Raw genomic sequence first — 21,965 nt, forward strand, 5'->3', positions numbered from 1 at the left:
AGGAGAATAAGATGACAACAGTAGAACAACGCTATCAAGAAGCAAAAGCAACATACGCTAGCATCGGTGTAGACACAGATGCCGTTTTGAAACAATTGCAAGAGGTCAAAATCTCAATGCATTGCTGGCAAGGAGACGATGTAAAAGGTTTCCTTAATCCAGACGGAGAGTTGACCGGTGGTATCATGTCAACAGGAAATTATCCTGGAGCAGCTCGTACGCCAGATGAATTACGTGCGGACCTCGAAAAGGCTTATTCTCTCATTCCTGGAAAACACAAATTGAATCTTCATGCCATTTATCTTGATACGGATGAGACGGTAGATTTGAATGAGATTGAGCCAAAACACTTTGAAAAATGGGTTGTTTGGGCAAAAGAACAAGGTCTTGGACTAGATTTCAATCCAACGTTCTTCTCACACCCAATGATGAAAGATGGTTTCACACTTTCTCACCCTGACAAGGAAGTCCGTGATTACTGGATTGAACACGGAAAACGCAGTCGCCGTGTTGCTGAATATTTTGGAAAAGAGCTTGGTCAAACTTGCTACACGAACTTCTGGGTTCCGGATGGTTTCAAAGATAATCCAGTTGACCGCCTATCTCCTCGCAAACGTCTCATGGAATCGCTTGATGCCATTTTCTCAGAAGAAATTGATGAAGCGTATAATGTTGATACCGTTGAAAGTAAACTCTTTGGGCTTGGTGCAGAAGCTTATACCGTGGGTTCGCATGAATTTTACATGGGTTATGGTTTGACACGCAATAAAGCGATTTTGTTAGATGCTGGGCATTTCCATCCAACAGAAGTGATTTCAAATAAATTGTCTTCATTGTCACTCTTTAGTGAAAAGAACTTGATGCTCCATGTGTCACGTCCAGTGCGTTGGGATTCTGACCACGTTGTCATTATGGATGATGAATTGCAGGACATTGCTAAAGAAATTGTTCGTAACAATCTACTTGATAAGACCGTTATTGGACTTGATTTCTTTGATGCGACAATCAATCGTGTGGCTGCTTGGGTTATCGGTACCAGAAACACTCAAAAAGCACTTTTGAAAGCCATGCTTGAACCAACTGCAGAATTGAAAGAATTGGAAAATAAATTTGATTTCACGGCACGTTTGGCTTATACAGAAGAACTCAAAGATTTCCCATATGCGGATGTATGGAATTATTTCTGTGAGCAAAATGGCGTTCCAGTAGGTCTTGATTGGCTTAAAGAAGTGCAAGCATACGAAAAAGAAATCTTAGCAACGCGTTAAAAGGCTTAATAAAATAGCTGAAAGAAATTGAACTCGTCTGCAAGGCTTAGCAAAGGGTTCAAACATAAAAAGGAAAGGAAATAAAGGGGTTCGAGTCGTTGAACTCGAGTTATGGACTCTGCGAAAATGATAGATTCTACTAGAGGAAAATCTCCTATTTTCGCTCTGTCCGTAAATTCCCTCTAGTATCAGAAAAATGACAAAATTTGTTGATTCATCATTTGTTAAAAACATGCGTGAGGTGACGCGCGAGTCTTATCTTCGGTATTGGGATGAGCGTAATGGTGGTAACGTTTCTTATCGACTTTTAGCAGAGGAAGTAGAAGGTTTTGAAGATGTTTCAGAGGTCAAAGCGACTTATGAACTTGGCTTTAATGCTTCGGCTATTGCTGGTTTTTATTACTTGGTAACAGGGACTGGGCGTTACTTTCGTAATGTGTATGACCGTCCAACATTGGACCTCGGTCTTGTTAAAATTTCTGAAGATGGTAAATCTTATGATGTCGTTTGGGGATTTGAAGACGGTGGTAAACCAACGTCAGAGTTTCCAAGCCATTTGCTCAGTCATATTGAGCGGCTCAAAGTGAATCCTGAGCAACGCGTTGTTTTCCATTGTCATCCAACAAACCTGATCGCGATGAGCTTTACACAACCTTTGGATGAACGTCATTTATCACGTATTCTTTGGAAAATGCAGGCAGAATCAATCGTCGTCTTTCCAGAAGGCATTGGGGTGATTCCTTACATGACCCCAGGTACAAATGCTATTGGTGAAGCGACAGCAGCAAAAATGTCAGAATTCCAAGCAGTCCTTTGGCCACATCATGGTTTGTTTGCTTCGGGAGTTTCACTTGATGAAACCTATGGTCTTGTTGAAGTTATCGAAAAAGCTGCTATGATTTTTTCTCAAGTTGGTGCGCAAGGTGGTCAAATACTTCAAGAAATTACAGATCAAGAATTGCAAGAAATTGCAGATTATTTTGGACAAACACCACATGCAGGGTTTCTTGACCTGTAAATATTGAAGCGTGTTTAAATAATGGGTTAAGGGCAGTTAGGCTCTTAACTTTTTGAAAAAATATGTGAAAAAATCAACAAAATTTCTTGTGTTTTGGCTAGATTAATAATAAAATAAAGAAGAAAACGATTACAAAAAATCTATAAATAGCTTTGAAATTTTTAATTATTTATAGATAAACATTTATTCATATTGTATTTAAAATAAAGGAGTCTCTTATGTCAACTTTTTATGTCCCTTCAGTCAACCTTATTGGTCGTGGTGTTATCAATGAATTTGGTGCCCATGTTGCTGAACTTGGTTTCAAGAAAGCTTTAGTCGTCACTGACCATTTTATTGCTGGTAGTGATATTCTGCCTAAAGTGACTGCACCGCTTGATGCAGCAGGTATTGCTTACGTCGTCTTTGAAGATGTCGATCCGAACCCATCAACTAAAAATGTTTATGATGGTCTTGCAGTGTTGAAAGAAAATGACTGTGATTTTATTGTTTCAGTTGGTGGAGGTTCACCTCAAGATGCTGCTAGCTGTATCTCAGTCATGGCAACAAATGATAAAACTCCACAAGAGCTTGAAGGTCTCCATAAATCTGATAATAAAGGGCTACCAGTTGTTGCAATCAATACAACAGCTGGAACTTCGGCTGAAATTACCATTAACTATGTTATTACTGATGAAGAACGCAAAGTCAAAATGGTTATGGTAGATAAAAACAGTCTTGCGCTAATGTCAGTTAATGACCCAGAACTTATGCTTTCTAAACCAGCAGCGTTGACAGCAGCAACTGGTATGGATGCATTGACACATGCTATTGAAGCCCTTGTTACCCCAGGTGCTTATGGCGTGACGAAGAAATTGTCAATCGGTGCTATTGAGTTAATCAATGAATTCTTACCTCGTGCCGTTGAAAATGGTCAGGATATTGAAGCACGTGAGGCAATGGTAAATGCGATTTTCCTTGGTGGTATGTCTTTCAATAATGCTGGTCTTGGTTATGTCCATTCTATGGCCCACCAATTAGGTGCTGTTTATCACTTGCCACACGGTGTTTGTTGTGCGATGTTATTACCAATTATTGAACGTGAAAATGCTAAACGGGTGCCAGTAGCTTTCCGTGATGTTGCCAAAGCCTTTGGATTTGTCACAGAAGGTAAAACAGATGAGGAATGTGCAGATTTTGCCATTGCCAACATTGAACGCTTATCAGAAACAGTTGGTATTCCTAAAAAATTGACAGAATTAGATATCAAGGAAGAAGATTTTGATTTTGAATATCTCTCTAAGAATGCCCTAATTGATGCCTGTGCACCAGGTAACCCATTCATGCCAACTCTTGAAGAAACAATTGCTTTTTATAAAGAATTGTTCTAAAGAGAATATGGTTTGTCATGATAGTGGGATAGAAGTCTTGACTTCTATCCCACTATCACAAGTTAAAGTTTTTTGCGTCAGCTTAAAAAGAGAATATAAGGTCGCTCAACACAGACAGTTGAGACCGTGGTCAAAAGACGATTGACTATATTCTGCCAATTGTCAGGTTAGCTTTAAAACTAAAAAGCTAACGGAGATATTAGGTTTAAAAATAGCAGTGGAACTGCGTTAGGAGGTTTTGACGCCGGCTTTGCTGGCTTTATTTTAACCTCCAAAGGGCTCCTAGACTCTTGGAGCATCCCTAAAACATAAGACTAACTGTCCAAAAAATTGTGAATATAAGTTATCATATTTTGATTTTAAATGAGTATAACTACTGCATCAAATTCTCTCCACATTAAAAGGTCAGAAGTTAGAACACTTTTCCTTGCCAATAATAAATGTAATTACTCTTCTTGTCTGAACTGCTTCGGATAGGGAGAGATTTTTATTATAAGATAACAGTATTTTAAAACATTTATGCATTTATTATTGTTCGTCGAAATAATTAAGAAAAGTTTTTATCTGTAGAGTTTCTTGACAGATTTGAACAAGCAGGTATGTATAGTATCGAATCACTTTTAATATCTATTTGAGAAATTAAAGTGGAACTTATTTTGTGAAATTCTCTCCTGTGTACGGCATGGCTAGTTTTACAAAAATAATGGTCAACCGCTTACTTTTTTGCTATAATGTTAAACATAAACGTATATAGAAAGAGGTTCTCTCATGGGAAATTTCCAAGTTATTGCACATCCACTAATTCAGCATAAGTTGTCTATTTTACGTCGTACAACGACTTCTACGAAAGACTTTCGTGAGTTAGTTAATGAAATTGCTATGCTCATGGGGTATGAAGTATGGCGTGATCTTCCACTTGAAGATGTTGAAATCGAGACGCCGATTACAAAAACTATTCAAAAGCAGTTGGCTGGTAAAAAATTAGCAATCGTTCCAATTTTGCGTGCGGGTATCGGTATGGTTGATGGTCTTTTGAGTCTTGTCCCAGCCGCAAAAGTGGGACACATCGGAATGTACCGTGATGAGGAAACACTTGAGCCGGTTGAATACTTAGTGAAACTTCCAGAAGATATTGAGCAACGTCAGGTCTTCTTAGTTGACCCAATGCTTGCGACAGGTGGTTCAGCTATTTTAGGTGTTGATTCATTGAAAAAACGCGGTGCTACTAATATTAAATTTGTCTGCTTAGTAGCTGCGCCAGAAGGAGTTGCAAAACTCAGAGCTGCGCATCCAGACATTGATATCTATACAGCAGCCCTTGATGAAAAACTAAATGAACAAAGCTACATCGTCCCAGGGCTTGGAGATGCTGGCGACCGACTCTTTGGGACTAAATAGGTCTGTGTGACCTATTTAGGTCGTTGTTTGAAAACTAGAGAACAACGAGGTTCGGGCGACCTATTATTTAGGTCAGTCGTCAGAATTTGAGGATGATAAAAAATGATTGCTTAGAGTTCTTCGTGTTGCTAAGCCGAGAAGAATTGGGGTTGATTATATCATCAATATGAGAAGGGGCAATTGGGTTTGCTCTTTCATTTTCAAGTGTTTTAGCACTCTTGTGAAATGAGTGCTAAAAATAAGTTTTTTTATTTGACCTTTGCTGACTAAAAGCATATAATAGCATTAAGAAATAAGAAGAAAAGAGGAAAACTATGATTCCTGTAGTTATTGAGCAAACTTCACGCGGTGAGCGTTCTTATGATATTTATTCACGTCTTTTAAAAGACCGTATTATTATGTTAACAGGTCCAGTTGAGGATAATATGGCGAACTCAGTGATTGCCCAGCTATTATTTTTAGATGCGCAAGACCATACAAAGGATATTTACCTTTATGTAAATACACCAGGCGGTTCAGTGTCAGCAGGGCTTGCGATTGTTGATACAATGAACTTTATCAAGGCTGATGTGCAAACTATAGTTATGGGGATGGCGGCCTCAATGGGAACTGTCATTGCCTCATCAGGTGCCAAAGGTAAACGCTTTATGCTTCCAAATGCTGAGTATATGATCCACCAACCTATGGGGGGGACTGGTGGAGGGACCCAACAGACAGATATGGCTATTGCAGCAGAACACCTACTCAAAACACGTAACCGCTTGGAAAAAATCTTGGCAGACAATTCTGGTAAAACCATTAAGCAAGTTCATAAAGATGCTGAACGTGATTACTGGATGAGCGCAGAAGAGACGCTTAAATATGGGTTCATTGATGCTATCATGGAAAATAATAATTTAAATTAAGTTGCCAAAGCAGGGGTTCCCTGCTTTTTTGCTGTTGCGGATTTGGAATTATGGTACAATAAAAGTGTTGTATTATTGGGAGTATACATTTTGAAAATCAACAGATTTATTACTGATTGCCCCTAATGATGCCAAGAGTACAACACATTCAGCCTCACTAAACTTTATTGTCAAAGGGAATCCGGCCGTAGCAGCCGATAAAATATGTGCCAATAAAAACGATATGACAGGTGCAGTCAATAATGACTAGTGTAAAAATAAGGTAGAAAGGAAAAATCATGTTTGAAAAACAAGAACGAATGAGTTTAGCAGTGTATCTTTACTATAATCGTGATGCTCGTAAATTAAATAAATTTGGTGATATTTTTTACCATTCCAAAAAATTGCGTTATGTTCTCCTCTATGTGAATACAACAGATGTGAATGATCTTATCCCAATGATTGAAAAACAAAAATTTGTAAAGCGTGTTTTGCCATCTCACTTGCAAAAAATTGATCAGAATTTTGTTGGAAGCCTTTCCAAAAAAGTAGAAGAATTAGCAACTAAATAAAAGAGACAAAAAATATAAAAATTGAGATAAAAGTGTTGCAAATTTTCAGATAATTCAGTATACTTGTACAGTATTAAATTTTAGAAATTATTAAGGAGTATATCTCGTGAAGAAAAAATTAACATTTGGAATGCTTGCTTTTACAAGTTCAGTAGTTCTTGCTGCCTGTGGTGCGGCACCATCAGCTGGCTCCTCGGCATTAGGAACGGAAGTTGGAGATACTTTGAAGATTGGCCTTAATTTTGAATTATCAGGTAGTACAGCAGCATATGGTACTGCAGAAAAAAATGGTGCCGAACTTGCTATAGAAGAACTAAAGGCAACAGGCGAGAAATTAGAAGTCGTTACCCAAGATAATAAATCTGAAAATGCTGAGGCTGCAACTGTAGCGACTAAATTAGTAACAGAGAATAAAGTTAATGTCATGGTAGGACCTGCTACATCTGGTGCAGTTGCAGCAACTATTCCAAATATTACATCTGCGGGTGTTCCGATGGTTACACCTTCAGGAACACAAGATTCTCTGACAATTGGTGCAGATGGTAAGGTTAATGAATATGTTTTCCGTACAACCTTTATTGATAGCTATCAAGGTGCTGTTTTATCTAACTATGTGACAAATACGTTAAAAGCTAAGAAAGTTGTTCTTTATTATGATAATTCTTCGGATTACTCTAAAGGAATTGCAGAAGTATTTAAAGAAAAATATAAAGGTGATATCGTCATTGAAGAAACCTTTGCAGCTAAAGATACGGATTTCCAAGCAGCTCTTTCAAAAATCAAATCAGCTGACTATGAAGTGATTGTTATGCCAGGTTACTATGAAGAAGCGGGTTCAATTATTAAACAAGCTCGTGAGATGGGAATTGAGAAAGCAATCGTAGGTTCTGATGGTTTAGCGGATAGTCGTATGATTGAATTAGCCGGCGCTAACAATGTTGATAACGTTTTCTATATTTCAGGTTTCTCAGCTGAAGCTTCTGATAAAGCAGCAGCGTTTGTTAAAGCCTATAAAGCAAAATATGGTGAAGAACCTTCAATGTTTGCAGCACTTTCGTATGATGCAGTCTATTTAGCAGTGAGTGCTGCTGAAGGTGCTAAAACATCTAAAGATATTGCAGCAAATATTGCTAAAGTTAAAGATTTTGAAGGTGTAACAGGAACAATGACAATTGATGAGACACATAACCCAGTAAAATCAGCCGTTATGATTGGCTTGACTGATGGTAAAGTGACTTCTTCAACAGTCGTAAAAGCTGACTAGTCATATTAGTTTGAATGTAAGAAAGGAATTTGTTAATTCATCCTTCTTGCATATCACTGAAAAAGAAGTTATATTAATCTGGGAAGCAAACTGTCTTCCCAGATATTGTTATTTTATAGAAAGATTGGTAAATAAACAGATGATCCAACAATTGGTCAATGGTTTAATTCTAGGAAGTGTGTATGCCCTCCTAGCTTTGGGTTATACCATGGTTTATGGAATATTAAAGTTGATTAACTTTGCTCATGGAGATATCTATATGCTAGGTGCCTTCATTGGTTATTATCTTATCAACACCCTCCAGATAAATTTCTTTATCGCTTTAGTGTTAACAATGATGATAACAGCATGTATTGGGATGTTGATTGAATTTTTAGCCTATCGTCCCTTGCGGAATTCAACAAAAATAGCTGCACTAATTACTGCGATTGGTGTGTCCTTCCTTTTGGAATATGGCATGCAATATTTTGTTGGAAGTGAAAAACGTGCATTCCCTCAAGTTATTGAAAAGGTTCGTTACGATTTTAGTGCTTTTACAATTGATAGTCATCAAATCATTATTTTAGTAACCTCTTTGATACTTATGATTGGTTTGCAATTTATTGTTAAGAAAACTAAGATGGGTAAAGCTATGCGTGCTGTTTCTGTTGATGGTGATGCAGCTCAGTTGATGGGGATAAATGTCAACACAACAATCAGTTTTACTTTCGCTCTTGGTTCAGCTTTGGCTGGAGCGGCTGGTGTCCTAATTGGTCTTTATTACAACTCAATCGAACCACTTATGGGGATGGCTCCTGGGATTAAATCCTTTGTAGCCGCAGTACTTGGAGGAATTGGAATTATTCCTGGAGCTGCTCTAGGAGGTGTTGTAATTGGTATATTAGAAACATTTACTTACGTTCTTGGTATTTCAACCTATAAAGATGCTGTTGTGTATGTGATTTTAATTTTGATTCTTTTGGTTCGTCCAGCAGGAATCCTTGGTAAAAATGTGAAAGAGAAGGTGTAAGCATGAAGAAAAATTTAAAACCTATTCTAGCTTGGCTCGTTCTTGTTCTAGCTATTTACGGGATTTTATCTATGTTTGTAAGTACTGGTTTAATTGGCCTCTACTATGTCCAAATCTTAATGGGAATTGGTATCTCTATGATTATGGCTTTGGGAACTAATTTAGTTCTTGGATTCTCTGGTCAATTCTCGCTTGGTCAAGCGGGTTTTATGGCTATTGGTGCTTATACGACAGCTATTTTAACTAAAACAATGCCAACTTATGGAGGATTTTATATCTCTATGCTTGTTGGGGCACTTGTTGCAGCTTTGGTGGCACTAGTAGTTGGTTTACCAACCCTTCGTTTAAAAGGGGATTATCTTGCCATTGCGACTCTTGGTGTCGCCGAGATTATTCGTATTGCTATTGTCAACGGTGGAACATTGACAAATGGTGCAGCCGGTATGTCTGGAATTCTTCCTTTTACAACTTGGCCTGTTGTCTTTATCTTTGTTGTTTTGCTGACAGTATTAGTTTTGAACTTTTTAAGAAGTCCAATTGGTCGAAGTGTCATTTCTGTTCGAGAGGATGAAATTGCAGGAGAATCAATGGGTGTAAATACTACTAAAATTAAGGTTATGGTCTTTGTTCTAGCAGCTATGATGTCAGCCATTGCAGGCTCTCTCTATGTTGGCTATATTGGAACAATTGTTCCTAAAGATTTTGCTTTGATGAAATCTATTGAGTATCTTATTATTGCGGTCCTTGGTGGCATTGGTTCTATTACGGGGACAATTATTGCTGCGGTGGTGCTTGGTATTTTAAATATGTACTTAGCCTCATTTGCTGACATCCGAATGATTATCTATTCACTAGCATTGATTTTGGTGATGGTTTTCCGACCAGGCGGTTTATTGGGAACTAAAGAATTGATGTTTTCAAAATTCTTTACAAAAATTAAGGAGGGCAAATAAGTATGGCACTTCTTGAAGTTAAAAACCTAACGAAAAATTTTGGTGGTCTGACTGCTGTCGGTGATGTGACTATGGAACTCAATGAAGGGGAATTAGTTGGCCTTATCGGTCCTAATGGTGCTGGTAAAACGACTCTCTTTAACCTTTTGACAGGTGTTTATGAGCCATCTGAAGGTTCAGTAACTCTTGATGGTATTTTGTTAAATGGGAAAGCTCCTTATAAAATTGCTGCGCTCGGTCTATCTCGTACCTTCCAAAATATTCGATTGTTTAAGAATATGACGGTTTTAGAGAATGTGCTAATCGGCTTTAATAATCATCATAAGTCACATATCCTAGCTTCTTTACTCCGATTACCAAAATATTATGCTCATGAAAAAGAGTTGGAGGAAAAAGCTTTAGCGCTATTGAAAATCTTTAATCTTGATCAAGATGCTAGAACTCTAGCTAAAAATCTTCCTTACGGACAACAACGTCGTTTAGAAATTGTGCGTGCTCTTGCAACAGAACCTAAAATCCTCTTCCTTGATGAACCTGCAGCTGGTATGAATCCGCAGGAAACTGCTGATTTGACAGCTCTTATTCGTCAAATTAAGGAAGAGTTTGGAATTACCATTATTTTAATTGAACATGACATGAGTTTGGTTATGGAAGTAACAGAACGTATCTATGTACTAGAATATGGTCGTTTGATTGCCCATGGAACGCCAGAAGAAATCAAAAATAATAAACGTGTTATTGAAGCTTATCTTGGAGGTGAAATTTAATGGTAATGTTAGAAGTAAAAAACCTCTCGGTTAGCTATGGGGCAATTGAAGCAGTTAAAAATGTTTCTTTTGAGGTAAATGAAGGCGAGGTTGTTACTTTAATCGGTGCTAATGGTGCTGGAAAAACATCTATTCTTCGTACGATTTCAGGGCTAGTTAAACCAAGTGCTGGAGAAATTTTTTATGTTGGCAATGATATTACAAAAATACCAGCACGAAAAATCGTAGCAGATGGTCTAGCTCAGGTGCCTGAGGGACGTCATGTTTTTGCAGGTTTGACTGTTATGGAAAACCTTGAAATGGGTGCCTTTTTGAAAAATAATAAGGATGAAAATGCTGCGAATTTGAAAAAAGTTTTTGCTAGATTCCCACGTTTAGAAGAACGTAAAAATCAAGATGCAGCAACCCTTTCAGGAGGAGAACAGCAGATGTTAGCTATGGGGCGCGCTCTCATGAGCCAGCCCAAACTCCTTCTTTTAGATGAGCCTTCAATGGGATTAGCACCTATTTTCATTCAAGAAATTTTTGATATTATTCAAGATATTCAAAAGCAGGGAACAACAGTTCTCTTGATTGAACAAAACGCTAATAAAGCACTATCAATCGCTGATCGTGGTTACGTTCTTGAAACAGGAAAAATTGTTCTTTCTGGAACAGGAAAAGAACTTCTGGAATCAGACGAAGTCCGCAAAGCATACTTAGGTGGTTAATGCTAATATAAAACCGAAATAAAGAAAAGAGAGGCTGGGCAAAAACTCAAATTTTAGCCTTGCTGTTGAAAATTGCACAAAATAAAATGGCTTAGAATCAACGTTTTTTTTGATGACGTTATTCTAAGCCGTTTACAATTTTGAAAACTTTTTGCCAGCCTCTTCTCTTTTGACAATATAGTCAATTGAAATAGGGATAGGACAAAAGAGCTTCATAAAAAGTATTGTAATTTGGCAATACTTTTTTGAGGTGCTTTTTGATATGAATCCATGTTTTCTCAATAGGATTATACTCAGGAGAGTAGGCTGGAAAAGGTAAAAGTTTATGCCATACTCTTCACATAAGAGTTCTAGCCTATTCATTCTATGGAATCTTGCCTTATCCATAATAATAACTGATGGTGTGCCTAATGTTGGTAGCAGAAATTTCTGAAACCATGCTTCAAAAAAGTTGCTCGTCATTGTCTCTTCATAAATCATAGGAGCGATTATGTCACCATTTATCAGCCCTGCAACCAAAGAAATCCTCTGATACCTTTTTCCAAACACTTTACCTTTTATCAATTGACCTCTTAATGAGCGACCATATTTTCGATAAAAATAAGTATCGAATCTTGTTTCATCACTATAAACAGGTGTTAAGTGCTTTAAATGGTTAAAATTTTTAAGAAATAAAGCTACTTTTTCTGGATCTTGTTCATAGTAAGTGTTGAGTATATCCCATAGCTTTGAGAGCATAGTGAATGGTAGGAGGATGACAGTCAAATTCAGAAGCTATTTCAGCCAAATAAGCATCTGATGATCAGTAAGATAGTTTTTGAGGCTATCTCTATCAACTTTCCTAGGTTTTGTTCCTTTGACTTGATGTGATGGTTTAGATTCCTTGTTTTCTCTTTTAGTTTTAACCAGCCATAAATGGTATGTCGTGAGATTTGGAAAACATCTGATGCTTTTGTGATACGACCTGTTCGCTTACAATATGCGGGAACTTTTTCACGAAAATCTAATGCATATACCATAAGAAGCTCATATCACATTATGTACTATTAGTATTTCATTTTACTATCATATTAGAGAATTTATAAATCTAATTTTGATTTTGAATGAGTATGACGACATTTTTTATAGTTGGATAGTATAGGCGTTTGGTTTTTAGATAGTAAGCATCGTTGGGATAAATTGTCCCAGTTGTAATTTAGTTGTTATCAATACATGAGGGGCAATTGGAGTTTTCTGAAATCATTACAGGCGACGAAGTTGCAATAACGAGAAATTTCTGTAGTGAAGCAAACGAGAATGAGGGTAAGTCAAAACTTTGAAAACATGACTTATCCTCACTCTATTTTTGATTTCTTAAATCTATTAGCAGTTCTTGTGCAGTTTCTTGATTTCGGTGCTTTTCTTTAAGTAATCTGGGGAGAAGTATGGTGGCCTCTTTTTCTGTTGCACCGACAAGGAGTAGCAATGACTTAGCCTGAAGTTTCATATGTCCTTCTTGGATACCTGTTCCAATTAATGCTTTTAAAGCAGCAAAATTTTGTGCTAGTCCAACTGAAACAATAACACTTGCTAGTTCTTTTGCACTTGGGGAATTGAGAAGTTCGTGTGCTAATTGCACGGTTGGATTAAGGCCGATGGAACCTCCTTTGGTTGCGATTGGCATTGGTAGTGTGAGTTTACCGTGAACTTGTTGTTTTTTTCTATCGTAAAACCAATTAGATAAACCACGATATAAACCTCCTTGAGTAGCGTAGGAATGTCCGGCGGCTTCAATAGCTCTCCAATCGTTTCCTGTTGCTAAAACAACAGCATCAATACCGTTGAAAATTCCTTTATTGTGAGTGGCAGCACGATAAGTATCAACCTGTGCTAAGTGAGTTGCGAGTTCCATTTTTTGAGCTAATTGTTGAGCTTCTTCAATGTTACGACTTAAAAAACGTAGGTCAACGGAACATTCAGCAGTTACTAAACTTTCGGTAGCATAGTTGGACAAAATTGCCATAAGACTTTTCCCAGCTGTTATCTCTTCCAAAATAGGGGCAATAGCTTCTAACATAGTGTTTAACATATTAGCTCCCATTGCTTCCTGTGTGTCCACAGACAAATAAACGATGAGAAACTCTTCTTTTTCTTCTGTCCAAATATTACGAGCACCACCCCCGCGTTTGAGGATAGAAGGATGGGCTTCGTTTGCATGAGATAAAAGCTGTTCTTTGTGAGATGAGATTATTTGCTCTGCTATTTTTTTATCCTTAAGATCGTAAAGAGCAACTTGACCTATCATAAGTCGATTGTGGATTGTAGTAGTAAAGCCACCTGAACGCTTGATAAGTTTAGCAGCAAAGCTAGCAGCGGCGACGACAGAAGGTTCCTCTGTTACCATAGGAACATGGTAAATTTTATTGTCAATTAGAAAGTCTGGAGCTATAGAAAATGGCAAGGAGAAAGTTCCTAGGACATGCTCTGCCATCTGATCGGCAGTTTTAAGAGCGAGTTGCTTGTTGTCCCTAAGAAGTGTCTGTTTTTCTTCTGTTAAGAGAGATGAAATAAGTTTTTGGCGTTCTAAGGGTGTTTTTTTTGAAAAGCCAGTCCAATTAATCTTCATTTTTGATATAAATCCGTTGATGTTGTTCAATGCCTTTGAGGCGATAAGATCCAGTTTTATAGTTGTTAAAAGTGGCTGAGCCCTCTTCATCTAGGTCAGCTTCTTCATAGAATAATTTCTCATATTCAGTTACAGAAAGGGGAGAGCGTTTGTCTAAATCGAGTAGTCGAGATGGTTTTAACATTGCCTTGTACCCTTCAACTAAGTTAGCTGAGAAAATTTCAGAGACTGCTCCTGAACCATATGAAAATAACCCGATTTTATCTCCTGCTTTGATGGTATCACTAGTTTCAAGAAGAGATAGGAGTCCCAGATAAAGGGATCCGGTATAGATATTTCCAACTTTCCGGCTATAGGCAATAGAATGCTCAAAATTAGCCAAAAGCTGTGTTTTGTTCTGCTCTGGGAGATTTTTTGTGATTAATTTATTGAGTCCTTTGAGGGCTAATTTTGGAAATGGGAGGTGCAGACACATAGCCGCAAAATCTTTTAAATCTGTCTGGTGGCGCTTTTGATATTCTGCCCAGGTTGTTTTTAAACTATCCAAATATTGTTTAGTAGAATAAATTCCATTTACATATGGGGTAGTAGAATAGTTTGGACGCCAAAAGTCCATGATATCACGCGTCTGAGCCACATTGTCATCGTTAAATGTAAGAATCCTAGGATTTGAGCTGACTAGCATAGCTACAGCACCGGCTCCTTGTGTTGATTCTCCGGCAGAGCCAATGCCGTATTTAGCAATATCAGAAGCAACTACTAAAACCTTACTATCAGGATTAGTAGAGACGTGTAGTTTAGCGTAATTGAGCGCAGCAGTAGCCGCATAGCAGGCCTCTTTTATTTCAAAAGAACGCGCAAATGATTGGATACCTAAAAGGCTATGAACATACACACTAGCGGCTTTTGACTGGTCAATGCCAGATTCGGTCGCTAGGATAACCATATCAATATCTGCCTTATCTTGTTCTGTTAGGATGTCATGGCTAGCTGTAGTAGCTAAGGTTACAATATCCTCTGAGATGGGTGTGATACTTAGGGCATCTAACATAAGCCCTATTGAAAATTTTTCAGGTTCGGCTCCGCGAGCGCAAGCTAGATCATTCATGTTGAGGACGTATTGTGAGGTTGCAAAACCAATTTTATCAATTCCAATGTTCATCGATTTATTCTCCAAATGGGTAGAAACTGCTATCAAGTTAGAAAGTAAGCAATTTTGCCAAGTTAACTTAGTCATGTGCAAAAATGTCATAACTTTAATATACTGTAGAGATATTCCATTTATGTACACAGTTTCTTATTTAGTTTTATTAGGGGATTTTACCATTGTCCATTTTATCATATTTTTTTGAAAAACCCCTAAGACTTGAGACCAATTTTTTCGTTGGCTTTTTTAGGTATTTTTCGGTAAAATAGCATAGCGACTAACAAAGTAAAGTGTCTATTCAAATGTGTAAAGAAGGGTAAAAAATGACTAAAGCGGATGCTATTTTCAAAGATAATATCAGAAAAATTTTAGAAGAGGGAGTTTGGTCAGAACAGGCTAGACCTAAGTATAAGGATGGAAGGGTAGCAAACTCTAAATACATTACAGGTGCTTTTGCTGAGTATGATTTAAGTAAAGGAGAGTTCCCTATTACCACATTGCGTCCAATCGCAATAAAATCGGCTATTAAAGAGATGTTATGGATTTATCAAGATCAATCTAATAGCCTAGATGTTTTAGAGGATAAATACAATGTTCACTATTGGAATGATTGGGAAGTAGCAGGTGTTACTGCTAATAATGGTGATGCTCGTTCCATCGGACAACGCTACGGTGCAGTCGTTAAACAGCATGACATTATCACCAAGTTATTGAAACAACTAAAGGAAAACCCTTGGAACAGACGTAACGTCATTTCTCTTTGGGATTACGAAGCATTTGAAGAAACTGCTGGGTTGTTACCGTGTGCCTTTCAAACCATGTTTGATGTCCGTAGAGTTGATGGTGACATATATCTAGATGCAACTTTGACGCAACGTTCCAATGATATGTTGGTGGCTCATCATATTAATGCCATGCAATATGTAGCTCTCCAAATGATGATTGCCAAGCATTTTGGCTGGAAGGTTGGGAAGTTTTTCTATTTTATTAATAATCTTCACATTTATGACAATCAATTTGATAATGCGGCTGAATTACGACGTCGCACGCCATCAGATAAAGAACCACGTTTAGTGCTCAATGTGCCTAATGGAACTGATTTCTTTAAGATTAAACCTGAGGATTTTGAATTAGTAGACTATGAACCTGTTAAACCACAGCTTAAATTTGAATTGGCAATCTAATCTAGAGTCAATGTTTACGACAGGGATTGATGCAGTTGTAAAAGATGTCACAGTGTCTTTGAAGTTTTGGGCATCTTTTGATTTCAAACAAGCTTTTTTAGCTTATTTTTGGTAAACTATAGACATGACTAATGAAAAAAAGATGATTGCTATTTGGGCACAAACGGAAGACGGTATTATTGGAAAAAATCAAACCATGCCTTGGTATTTACCTGCCGAATTAAACCATTTTAAAGAAACCACAATAGGGCAAGCGATTTTGATGGGGCGTGTGACGTTTGATGGTATGAACCGTCGTAAGTTACCAGGACGAGAAACCTTGATTTTAACCCGTGATACGAATTATAGTGTTGAAGGAGTTACTGTAGTTCACTCTATTGAGGAAGCTTTAAATTGGTTTGAACAGCAAGAAAAAACTCTCTATATTGCAGGTGGTTCAGCTATTTATAAGGCTTTTGAAGCCTACTATGATGGTTTAATTAAAACGACTATTCATGCAGATATTGATGGAGACGCCTATTTTCCATCATTAGATATGAAGCCGTTCGTTCAGATATCTGAACGAAATATTCAAAAAGATGATAAAAATCCCTATGATTTCACCATTTCCATTTTTGATAAAAAGGAGGGAGACTAGTGCAACGTAGTCTTTTTGGTGTGTTTACCGCCTGCTTAGGTGTCATTTGTGTACTTGCTATAGGGCCAGCGCTTAAGAAAAAGCGATATGGTTTAGCAATTTTTTTCTTACTCAATGCAATTAGTAACCTTGTCAATACGATTCAAGCCTTTTATGGCAACTTATTTTAAATAACTAGAAAGTGAAGATAATGGCCTCAAATAGAAAAATGGATCACAGAGTTTATTGTTCTTTCTGTGGAAAAAATCAGGAAGAAGTTCGTAAAATTATCGCTGGTAATGGCGTTTTTATCTGTAATGAATGTGTTGAACTTTCTCAAGAAATTATTCGAGAGGAGTTAGCAGAAGAAGTTTTAGCTGATTTAACAGAAGTTCCAAAACCAAAAGAATTACTAGAGCTTCTAAATAGCTATGTTATTGGTCAAGACCGTGCCAAAAGAGCTCTAGCGGTAGCAGTCTATAATCATTATAAACGTGTTAGTTTTACAGAAAGTCGCCACGATGATGATGTTGAGTTGCAAAAATCAAATATTCTTATGATTGGTCCAACAGGTTCTGGTAAAACTTTCTTGGCTCAAACGTTGGCTAAAAGTCTAAATGTTCCATTTGCTATTGCTGATGCTACATCATTGACTGAAGCAGGGTATGTAGGTGAGGATGTCGAGAATATCCTACTAAAACTGATTCAAGCAGCAGATTATAACATTGAACGTGCTGAGCGTGGTATTATCTACGTGGATGAAATTGATAAAATTGCAAAAAAAGGGGAAAATGTTTCCATCACCCGTGATGTTTCGGGAGAAGGAGTTCAACAAGCTCTTCTAAAAATCATTGAAGGTACAGTGGCTAGTGTGCCCCCTCAGGGAGGACGTAAACATCCAAATCAAGAAATGATTCAAATAGATACTAAAAATATTCTATTTATTGTTGGTGGTGCTTTTGATGGTATTGAAGATATTGTTAAACAACGCATGGGTGAAAAAATCATTGGTTTTGGACAAAATAATAAAAAACTTGATGATGAAGCATCTTATATGCAAGAAATTATTTCTGAAGACATTCAAAAATTTGGTTTGATTCCGGAATTTATTGGGCGCTTACCGGTGGTAGCGGCTCTTGAGCAACTAACTGTAAATGATTTGGTTAAGATTTTAACGGAACCTAAAAATGCCTTGGTTAAACAATATCAAACATTACTTTCCTATGACGGTGTTTCATTAGAGTTTGAGCAAGAAGCGTTAGAAAGCATTGCTTCAAAAGCTATTGAGCGTAAGACAGGAGCACGTGGACTACGTTCAATTATAGAAGAAACTATGTTAGATGTTATGTTTGAAATTCCAAGTCAAGAAGAAGTGACCTGCGTTCGTATCACCAAAGAAGCTGTTGAAGGGAAAGCCGGCCCTGTTTTGGAGACAGCGTAAGGAGGTCACATATGGCAGAAGAAATTTTTCTAAATACCCATAATGCCTCAATCCTTTTGAGTGCGGCTAATAAATCTCACTATCCTCAAGATGATCTCCCTGAGATTGCCTTAGCAGGTCGTTCAAATGTTGGAAAATCTAGTTTTATTAATTGTCTTTTGGGCAGAAAAAATCTGGCGAGAACATCAAGTAAACCGGGGAAAACTCAGTTACTGAACTTCTTTAACATTGATGACAAGCTTCGCTTTGTTGATGTTCCGGGCTATGGCTATGCCAAGGTTTCTAAAACAGAACGTGCCAAATGGGGCAAAATGATTGAAGAATATTTGACTAGTCGTGATAATTTGCGCGCTGTTGTCAGTCTTGTGGATATGAGACATGATCCATCAGTTGATGATGTGCAAATGTACGAATTTCTAAAATATTATGAGATTCCTGTTATTGTTGTGGCAACTAAAGCCGATAAGATTCCACGAGGTAAGTGGAATAAACACGAATCAGCGATTAAGAAAAAATTAAATTTTGATAAAAATGATAATTTTATTGTTTTTTCATCTGAGACCCGTCATGGCTATGATGAAGCATGGGATACTATTTTAGATTATCTCTAAGAATAATTGTCATTGATAAAATAAAGGCTTGAAGTTCGGGTTAGAAAACCAAAAACTTCAAGCCTTTTAAGGTGTTTTTGTAAGCAGGAGATAGTTATGGGAATGAAATTGCTATCTCTAAATCTTACCATCATAGGTGAATACTGACATCGCAACAGAAAGTGCTGATAGGATGTGTTTTATCAAAAAAACGATGGAATCCTGTAGGAGGGAATTTTGATACTAGCTTCGTTAACTTTTCTTAAAAGGTCCCCTGAATCTTTTGAATGTCCCACACGTTAGAAAAATTGATTAGATACTAGAATAGGTATTTAATCCATCTAATGATAGCTCGGGAATCAGACTTCCATCGGCATGAAATGACCGACGATGATTCCGATGATACGAGGCTCCTCATCATAGGGGGCAAATTTATCCTTATATTTAGGATTTAGGGATACCAAACGGAGGCCGCCCTCTTCTCGGTAAACTTTTTTGATATAGGTTTGGCCATCCCAGTCAACAGCATAAACAGCACCATCGTAATCAAAACCAGTTTGTTTGATAAGAGCCACTTCACCGTTTAGATAAACAGGATTCATGCTATCACCAAAAATCCAAGAAGCAAAGTCATGATCAAGCTCTTCTTCGTAAAAAACGCTGTCGTAGTTGCCATCATTATAATAAGAGAAGCCTCCTCCAGCTGATAATTTTTCATAAACCTTATATTCAAAACGTGGTTTGGAAAGGCGAACTTGTTCTTCAAGTTGCAAATGAGCAAAGTCTATTACCTTTTCTTTGCGGGCACTTTCTAACTGGGCAAAGATGGTATTCAATTGAGGGGATTGATTTTCTTGACCATAAAGAATGTAATCAATGCTTGTATTTAAGAGCTCTGCTAATCGGCTTAGGCGTCGTCCTGTCGGAAGGGTTTTGCCAGCTTCCCATTTGGAAATGGTACTATCAGATTTATAGCCTAATTGGTTTGCTAATTCTGCTTGTTCAAATCCAGCCTTTAATCGTAACTGCTTTAATCGCTCCGCTATTTCCAAAGACATCATATTTCTCCTTAATACTTGTTTAATAAAAGTGTATCATCTGTATGAAAAAAAATCAAGTTTATTGAAAAAAAATCAATAAAAACAATTTTATTTTGCAAAATTCAATAAAAATCGGTAAAATGGTACAGATGAAAATTTTCGGAGGCTATTTTGGCTAAAAAAGATATTAATGTAAATAACTATAATGATGATGCGATTCAGGTATTGGAAGGGTTGGATGCCGTTCGTAAGCGACCAGGAATGTATATTGGATCAACTGATGGGACTGGACTGCATCACCTGGTTTGGGAAATTGTGGACAATGCGGTTGATGAAGCTCTATCTGGCTTTGGAAATCAAATTGATGTGACATTAAATGCGGATGGCTCTGTTAGTGTAGCTGACAGTGGTCGTGGGATGCCTGTTGGGATGCATGCTATGGGTAAACCAACGGTTGAAGTAATCTTCACCGTTCTTCACGCAGGTGGTAAATTTGGTCAAGGGGGCTATAAAACTTCAGGTGGTTTGCACGGGGTAGGATCGTCAGTGGTTAATGCCCTCTCAAGTTGGCTTGAAGTTGAGATTACTCGTGATGGTGCTGTTTATAAGCAGCGCTTTGAAGATGGCGGAAAACCTGTAACCACCTTGAAAAAGATTGGCACAGCACCTAAGTCTAAGACAGGGACGACCGTTACCTTTATGCCGGATAACCGCATTTTTTCCACGACTGATTTTAAGTTCAATACGATTTCAGAACGTTTGAAAGAATCTGCTTTTCTCTTGAAAAATGTGACCATGACGCTTACTGATTTGCGTGGAGAAGAGCCTGTATCTGAAGCTTTCCATTATGAAAATGGGGTGCAGGATTTTGTCGCTTATCTGAATGAAGACAAGGAAACCTTGACACCAGTTATTTCTATCGAAGGGCAAGATCAGTCATTCCAAGTGGAAATTGCTATGCAGTACAATGACGGTTACTCGGATAATATCTTGTCCTTTGTCAATAATGTCCGTACCAAAGATGGTGGAACGCATGAGACGGGTCTAAAAACAGCGATTACAAAGGCGATGAATGATTATGCCCGTAAGACAGGTCTACTCAAAGAAAAAGATAAAAATTTGGAAGGGTCTGACTACCGTGAGGGCTTGTCTGCAGTTTTGTCCATCCTTGTGCCTGAAGAGCATCTACAATTTGAAGGGCAGACCAAAGATAAGTTAGGTTCACCTTTAGCTCGTCCAGTTGTGGATGGGATTGTCTCTGAAAATTTGACCTTTTTCCTCTTGGAAAATGGTGAACTGGCAACGAATTTAGTACGTAAAGCCATTAAAGCAAGAGATGCTCGTGAAGCGGCTCGAAAAGCGCGTGATGACGCTAGAAGCGGTAAGAAAAATAAGAAGGACAAAGGACTTCTGTCTGGGAAATTGACCCCTGCTCAATCTAAAAATGCGGCAAAAAATGAATTGTACCTTGTCGAAGGGGATTCTGCCGGTGGTTCTGCTAAACAAGGGCGTGACCGTAAATTCCAAGCCATTCTGCCATTGCGTGGTAAGGTCTTAAATACTGAAAAAGCTAAAATGAGTGACATCCTTAAAAATGAGGAAATCAACACCATGATTTATACGATAGGTGCAGGCGTTGGTGCGGATTTTAGCTTAGATGATATCAATTATGACAAAATTATCATCATGACAGATGCCGACACCGATGGTGCCCATATCCAAACCCTCCTATTGACGTTCTTCTACCGTTACATGCGACCACTGGTTGAAGCAGGGCACGTTTACATTGCACTTCCACCTTTGTACAAAATGTCTAAAGGCAAAGGTAAAACAGAAAAAATCGCCTATGCTTGGACAGATGGAGAGTTAGAAGAGTTGCGTCGTGATTTTGGAAAAGGTGCCATGCTCCAACGCTATAAAGGACTTGGTGAAATGAATGCCGACCAGCTTTGGGAAACGACCATGAATCCAGATAGTCGCACTCTTATTCGAGTGACCATTGATGACCTTGCGCGTGCTGAGCGCCGTGTATCGGTCCTTATGGGGGACAAACCAGCTCCTCGCCGTCAATGGATTGAAGATAATGTCAAGTTTACCTTGGAAGAAGCAACAGCCTTTAGCAAGTAAGG

19 protein-coding genes and 2 pseudogenes are annotated in these 21,965 nt (G+C 37.9%); 17 read left to right on the forward strand and 4 right to left on the reverse strand.

All coding sequences use genetic code 11. The features are described from left to right. Positions 1–11 precede the first annotated feature (11 nt). From rhaA to ACFPQ3_RS08380, 11 genes and pseudogenes are all read left to right on the forward strand, one after another. A complete protein-coding gene (gene rhaA, locus ACFPQ3_RS08330) occupies positions 12–1,268 on the forward strand; it encodes an L-rhamnose isomerase (protein WP_156806693.1) in 1,257 nt (418 codons plus the stop codon). Between the two features lie 196 nt (positions 1,269–1,464). Continuing rightward, entirely contained in the window at positions 1,465–2,286 is an 822-nt protein-coding gene (gene rhaD / locus ACFPQ3_RS08335; protein WP_156806692.1) for a rhamnulose-1-phosphate aldolase, read from the forward strand. Positions 2,287–2,504: 218 nt separating this feature from the next. Further along, the gene (locus tag ACFPQ3_RS08340; RefSeq protein WP_156806691.1) at positions 2,505–3,656 is read left to right on the forward strand and encodes an iron-containing alcohol dehydrogenase; all 1,152 of its coding nucleotides are present in this window, start codon (positions 2,505–2,507) and stop codon (positions 3,654–3,656) included. 768 nt (positions 3,657–4,424) lie between these two features. Continuing rightward, on the forward strand, positions 4,425–5,054 hold the full coding sequence (upp, locus tag ACFPQ3_RS08345) for a uracil phosphoribosyltransferase (RefSeq protein WP_156806690.1): 630 nt from the start codon (positions 4,425–4,427) through the stop codon (positions 5,052–5,054). A 311-nt stretch (positions 5,055–5,365) separates the two neighbouring features. Further along, positions 5,366–5,959, forward strand: a pseudogene (locus ACFPQ3_RS08350) (ATP-dependent Clp protease proteolytic subunit); the annotation flags it as partial. 278 nt (positions 5,960–6,237) lie between these two features. Beyond that, complete coding sequence (locus ACFPQ3_RS08355; RefSeq protein WP_156806688.1) at positions 6,238–6,510, forward strand: DUF2129 domain-containing protein; 273 nt, start codon at positions 6,238–6,240, stop codon at positions 6,508–6,510. A gap of 106 nt (positions 6,511–6,616) precedes the next feature. Then, positions 6,617–7,774, forward strand: coding sequence for an ABC transporter substrate-binding protein (locus ACFPQ3_RS08360; RefSeq protein ID WP_198039919.1), 1,158 nt, complete (start codon positions 6,617–6,619; stop codon positions 7,772–7,774). Between the two features lie 139 nt (positions 7,775–7,913). Beyond that, entirely contained in the window at positions 7,914–8,783 is an 870-nt protein-coding gene (locus ACFPQ3_RS08365; RefSeq protein WP_156806687.1) for a branched-chain amino acid ABC transporter permease, read from the forward strand. Between the two features lie 2 nt (positions 8,784–8,785). Next, positions 8,786–9,736, forward strand: a complete 951-nt coding sequence (locus tag ACFPQ3_RS08370; RefSeq protein ID WP_156806686.1) for a branched-chain amino acid ABC transporter permease — start codon at positions 8,786–8,788, stop codon at positions 9,734–9,736. A gap of 2 nt (positions 9,737–9,738) precedes the next feature. After that, positions 9,739–10,503 carry an ABC transporter ATP-binding protein gene (locus ACFPQ3_RS08375; RefSeq protein ID WP_156806685.1) on the forward strand — a complete coding sequence of 255 codons (765 nt, stop codon included), beginning with the start codon at positions 9,739–9,741 and terminating at the stop codon, positions 10,501–10,503. After that, positions 10,503–11,213, forward strand: a complete 711-nt coding sequence (locus ACFPQ3_RS08380) for an ABC transporter ATP-binding protein (RefSeq protein ID WP_156806684.1) — start codon at positions 10,503–10,505, stop codon at positions 11,211–11,213. The genes ACFPQ3_RS08375 and ACFPQ3_RS08380 overlap by 1 nt, the downstream gene beginning before the upstream one ends. Positions 11,214–11,394: 181 nt before the next feature. Here the strand turns inward: ACFPQ3_RS08380 and ACFPQ3_RS08385 are convergent. From ACFPQ3_RS08385 to ACFPQ3_RS08395, 3 genes and pseudogenes are all read right to left on the reverse strand, one after another. Further along, a pseudogene (locus tag ACFPQ3_RS08385) lies at positions 11,395–12,232 on the reverse strand (IS630 family transposase). Between the two features lie 320 nt (positions 12,233–12,552). Further along, positions 12,553–13,818: a hydroxymethylglutaryl-CoA reductase, degradative gene (locus ACFPQ3_RS08390; RefSeq protein WP_232323245.1), complete on the reverse strand. Its 1,266-nt coding sequence runs from the start codon at positions 13,816–13,818 to the stop codon at positions 12,553–12,555. Continuing rightward, entirely contained in the window at positions 13,808–14,980 is a 1,173-nt protein-coding gene (locus tag ACFPQ3_RS08395; protein WP_156806682.1) for a hydroxymethylglutaryl-CoA synthase, read from the reverse strand. The genes ACFPQ3_RS08390 and ACFPQ3_RS08395 overlap by 11 nt, the downstream gene beginning before the upstream one ends. Positions 14,981–15,288: 308 nt before the next feature. Between ACFPQ3_RS08395 and ACFPQ3_RS08400 the strand changes: the two genes are divergently transcribed. From ACFPQ3_RS08400 to yihA, 5 genes are all read left to right on the forward strand, one after another. Then, positions 15,289–16,149, forward strand: coding sequence for a thymidylate synthase (locus tag ACFPQ3_RS08400; RefSeq protein WP_156806681.1), 861 nt, complete (start codon positions 15,289–15,291; stop codon positions 16,147–16,149). 124 nt (positions 16,150–16,273) lie between these two features. After that, positions 16,274–16,786, forward strand: a complete 513-nt coding sequence (locus tag ACFPQ3_RS08405) for a dihydrofolate reductase (protein ID WP_156806680.1) — start codon at positions 16,274–16,276, stop codon at positions 16,784–16,786. Then, positions 16,786–16,956, forward strand: a complete 171-nt coding sequence (locus ACFPQ3_RS08410; RefSeq protein WP_156806679.1) for a hypothetical protein — start codon at positions 16,786–16,788, stop codon at positions 16,954–16,956. Before ACFPQ3_RS08405 ends, ACFPQ3_RS08410 begins: the two co-directional genes overlap by 1 nt. Positions 16,957–16,976: 20 nt before the next feature. Continuing rightward, on the forward strand, positions 16,977–18,206 hold the full coding sequence (gene clpX, locus ACFPQ3_RS08415) for an ATP-dependent Clp protease ATP-binding subunit ClpX (protein WP_156806678.1): 1,230 nt from the start codon (positions 16,977–16,979) through the stop codon (positions 18,204–18,206). Positions 18,207–18,217: 11 nt separating this feature from the next. Next, complete coding sequence (gene yihA / locus ACFPQ3_RS08420; RefSeq protein WP_156806677.1) at positions 18,218–18,817, forward strand: ribosome biogenesis GTP-binding protein YihA/YsxC; 600 nt, start codon at positions 18,218–18,220, stop codon at positions 18,815–18,817. 338 nt (positions 18,818–19,155) lie between these two features. Here the strand turns inward: yihA and ACFPQ3_RS08425 are convergent, their stop codons facing one another. Further along, a complete protein-coding gene (locus ACFPQ3_RS08425; protein ID WP_380434034.1) occupies positions 19,156–19,854 on the reverse strand; it encodes a helix-turn-helix domain-containing protein in 699 nt (232 codons plus the stop codon). Positions 19,855–20,007: 153 nt separating this feature from the next. Here ACFPQ3_RS08425 and parE point away from each other — a divergent pair, with 153 nt between their 5' ends. Then, on the forward strand, positions 20,008–21,963 hold the full coding sequence (parE, locus tag ACFPQ3_RS08430; RefSeq protein ID WP_161978767.1) for a DNA topoisomerase IV subunit B: 1,956 nt from the start codon (positions 20,008–20,010) through the stop codon (positions 21,961–21,963). Positions 21,964–21,965 lie beyond the last annotated feature (2 nt).

This window comes from Streptococcus caledonicus, assembly GCF_042656225.1.
GTDB lineage: Bacteria > Bacillota > Bacilli > Lactobacillales > Streptococcaceae > Streptococcus > Streptococcus caledonicus.

Excerpts from the sequence above, each read along its gene's own strand:
- rhaA (WP_156806693.1), top strand. The coding sequence starts at position 12 with ATGACAACAGTAGAACAACGCTATCAAGAAGCAAAAGCAACATACGCT.
- rhaD (WP_156806692.1), top strand. The coding sequence starts at position 1,465 with ATGACAAAATTTGTTGATTCATCATTTGTTAAAAACATGCGTGAGGTG.
- ACFPQ3_RS08340 (WP_156806691.1), top strand. The coding sequence starts at position 2,505 with ATGTCAACTTTTTATGTCCCTTCAGTCAACCTTATTGGTCGTGGTGTT.
- upp (WP_156806690.1), top strand. The coding sequence starts at position 4,425 with ATGGGAAATTTCCAAGTTATTGCACATCCACTAATTCAGCATAAGTTG.
- ACFPQ3_RS08355 (WP_156806688.1), top strand. The coding sequence starts at position 6,238 with ATGTTTGAAAAACAAGAACGAATGAGTTTAGCAGTGTATCTTTACTAT.
- ACFPQ3_RS08365 (WP_156806687.1), top strand. The coding sequence starts at position 7,914 with ATGATCCAACAATTGGTCAATGGTTTAATTCTAGGAAGTGTGTATGCC.
- ACFPQ3_RS08370 (WP_156806686.1), top strand. The coding sequence starts at position 8,786 with ATGAAGAAAAATTTAAAACCTATTCTAGCTTGGCTCGTTCTTGTTCTA.
- ACFPQ3_RS08375 (WP_156806685.1), top strand. The coding sequence starts at position 9,739 with ATGGCACTTCTTGAAGTTAAAAACCTAACGAAAAATTTTGGTGGTCTG.
- ACFPQ3_RS08380 (WP_156806684.1), top strand. The coding sequence starts at position 10,503 with ATGGTAATGTTAGAAGTAAAAAACCTCTCGGTTAGCTATGGGGCAATT.
- ACFPQ3_RS08390 (WP_232323245.1), bottom strand. The coding sequence starts at position 13,818 with ATGAAGATTAATTGGACTGGCTTTTCAAAAAAAACACCCTTAGAACGC.
- ACFPQ3_RS08395 (WP_156806682.1), bottom strand. The coding sequence starts at position 14,980 with ATGAACATTGGAATTGATAAAATTGGTTTTGCAACCTCACAATACGTC.
- ACFPQ3_RS08400 (WP_156806681.1), top strand. The coding sequence starts at position 15,289 with ATGACTAAAGCGGATGCTATTTTCAAAGATAATATCAGAAAAATTTTA.
- ACFPQ3_RS08405 (WP_156806680.1), top strand. The coding sequence starts at position 16,274 with ATGACTAATGAAAAAAAGATGATTGCTATTTGGGCACAAACGGAAGAC.
- clpX (WP_156806678.1), top strand. The coding sequence starts at position 16,977 with ATGGCCTCAAATAGAAAAATGGATCACAGAGTTTATTGTTCTTTCTGT.
- yihA (WP_156806677.1), top strand. The coding sequence starts at position 18,218 with ATGGCAGAAGAAATTTTTCTAAATACCCATAATGCCTCAATCCTTTTG.
- ACFPQ3_RS08425 (WP_380434034.1), bottom strand. The coding sequence starts at position 19,854 with ATGTCTTTGGAAATAGCGGAGCGATTAAAGCAGTTACGATTAAAGGCT.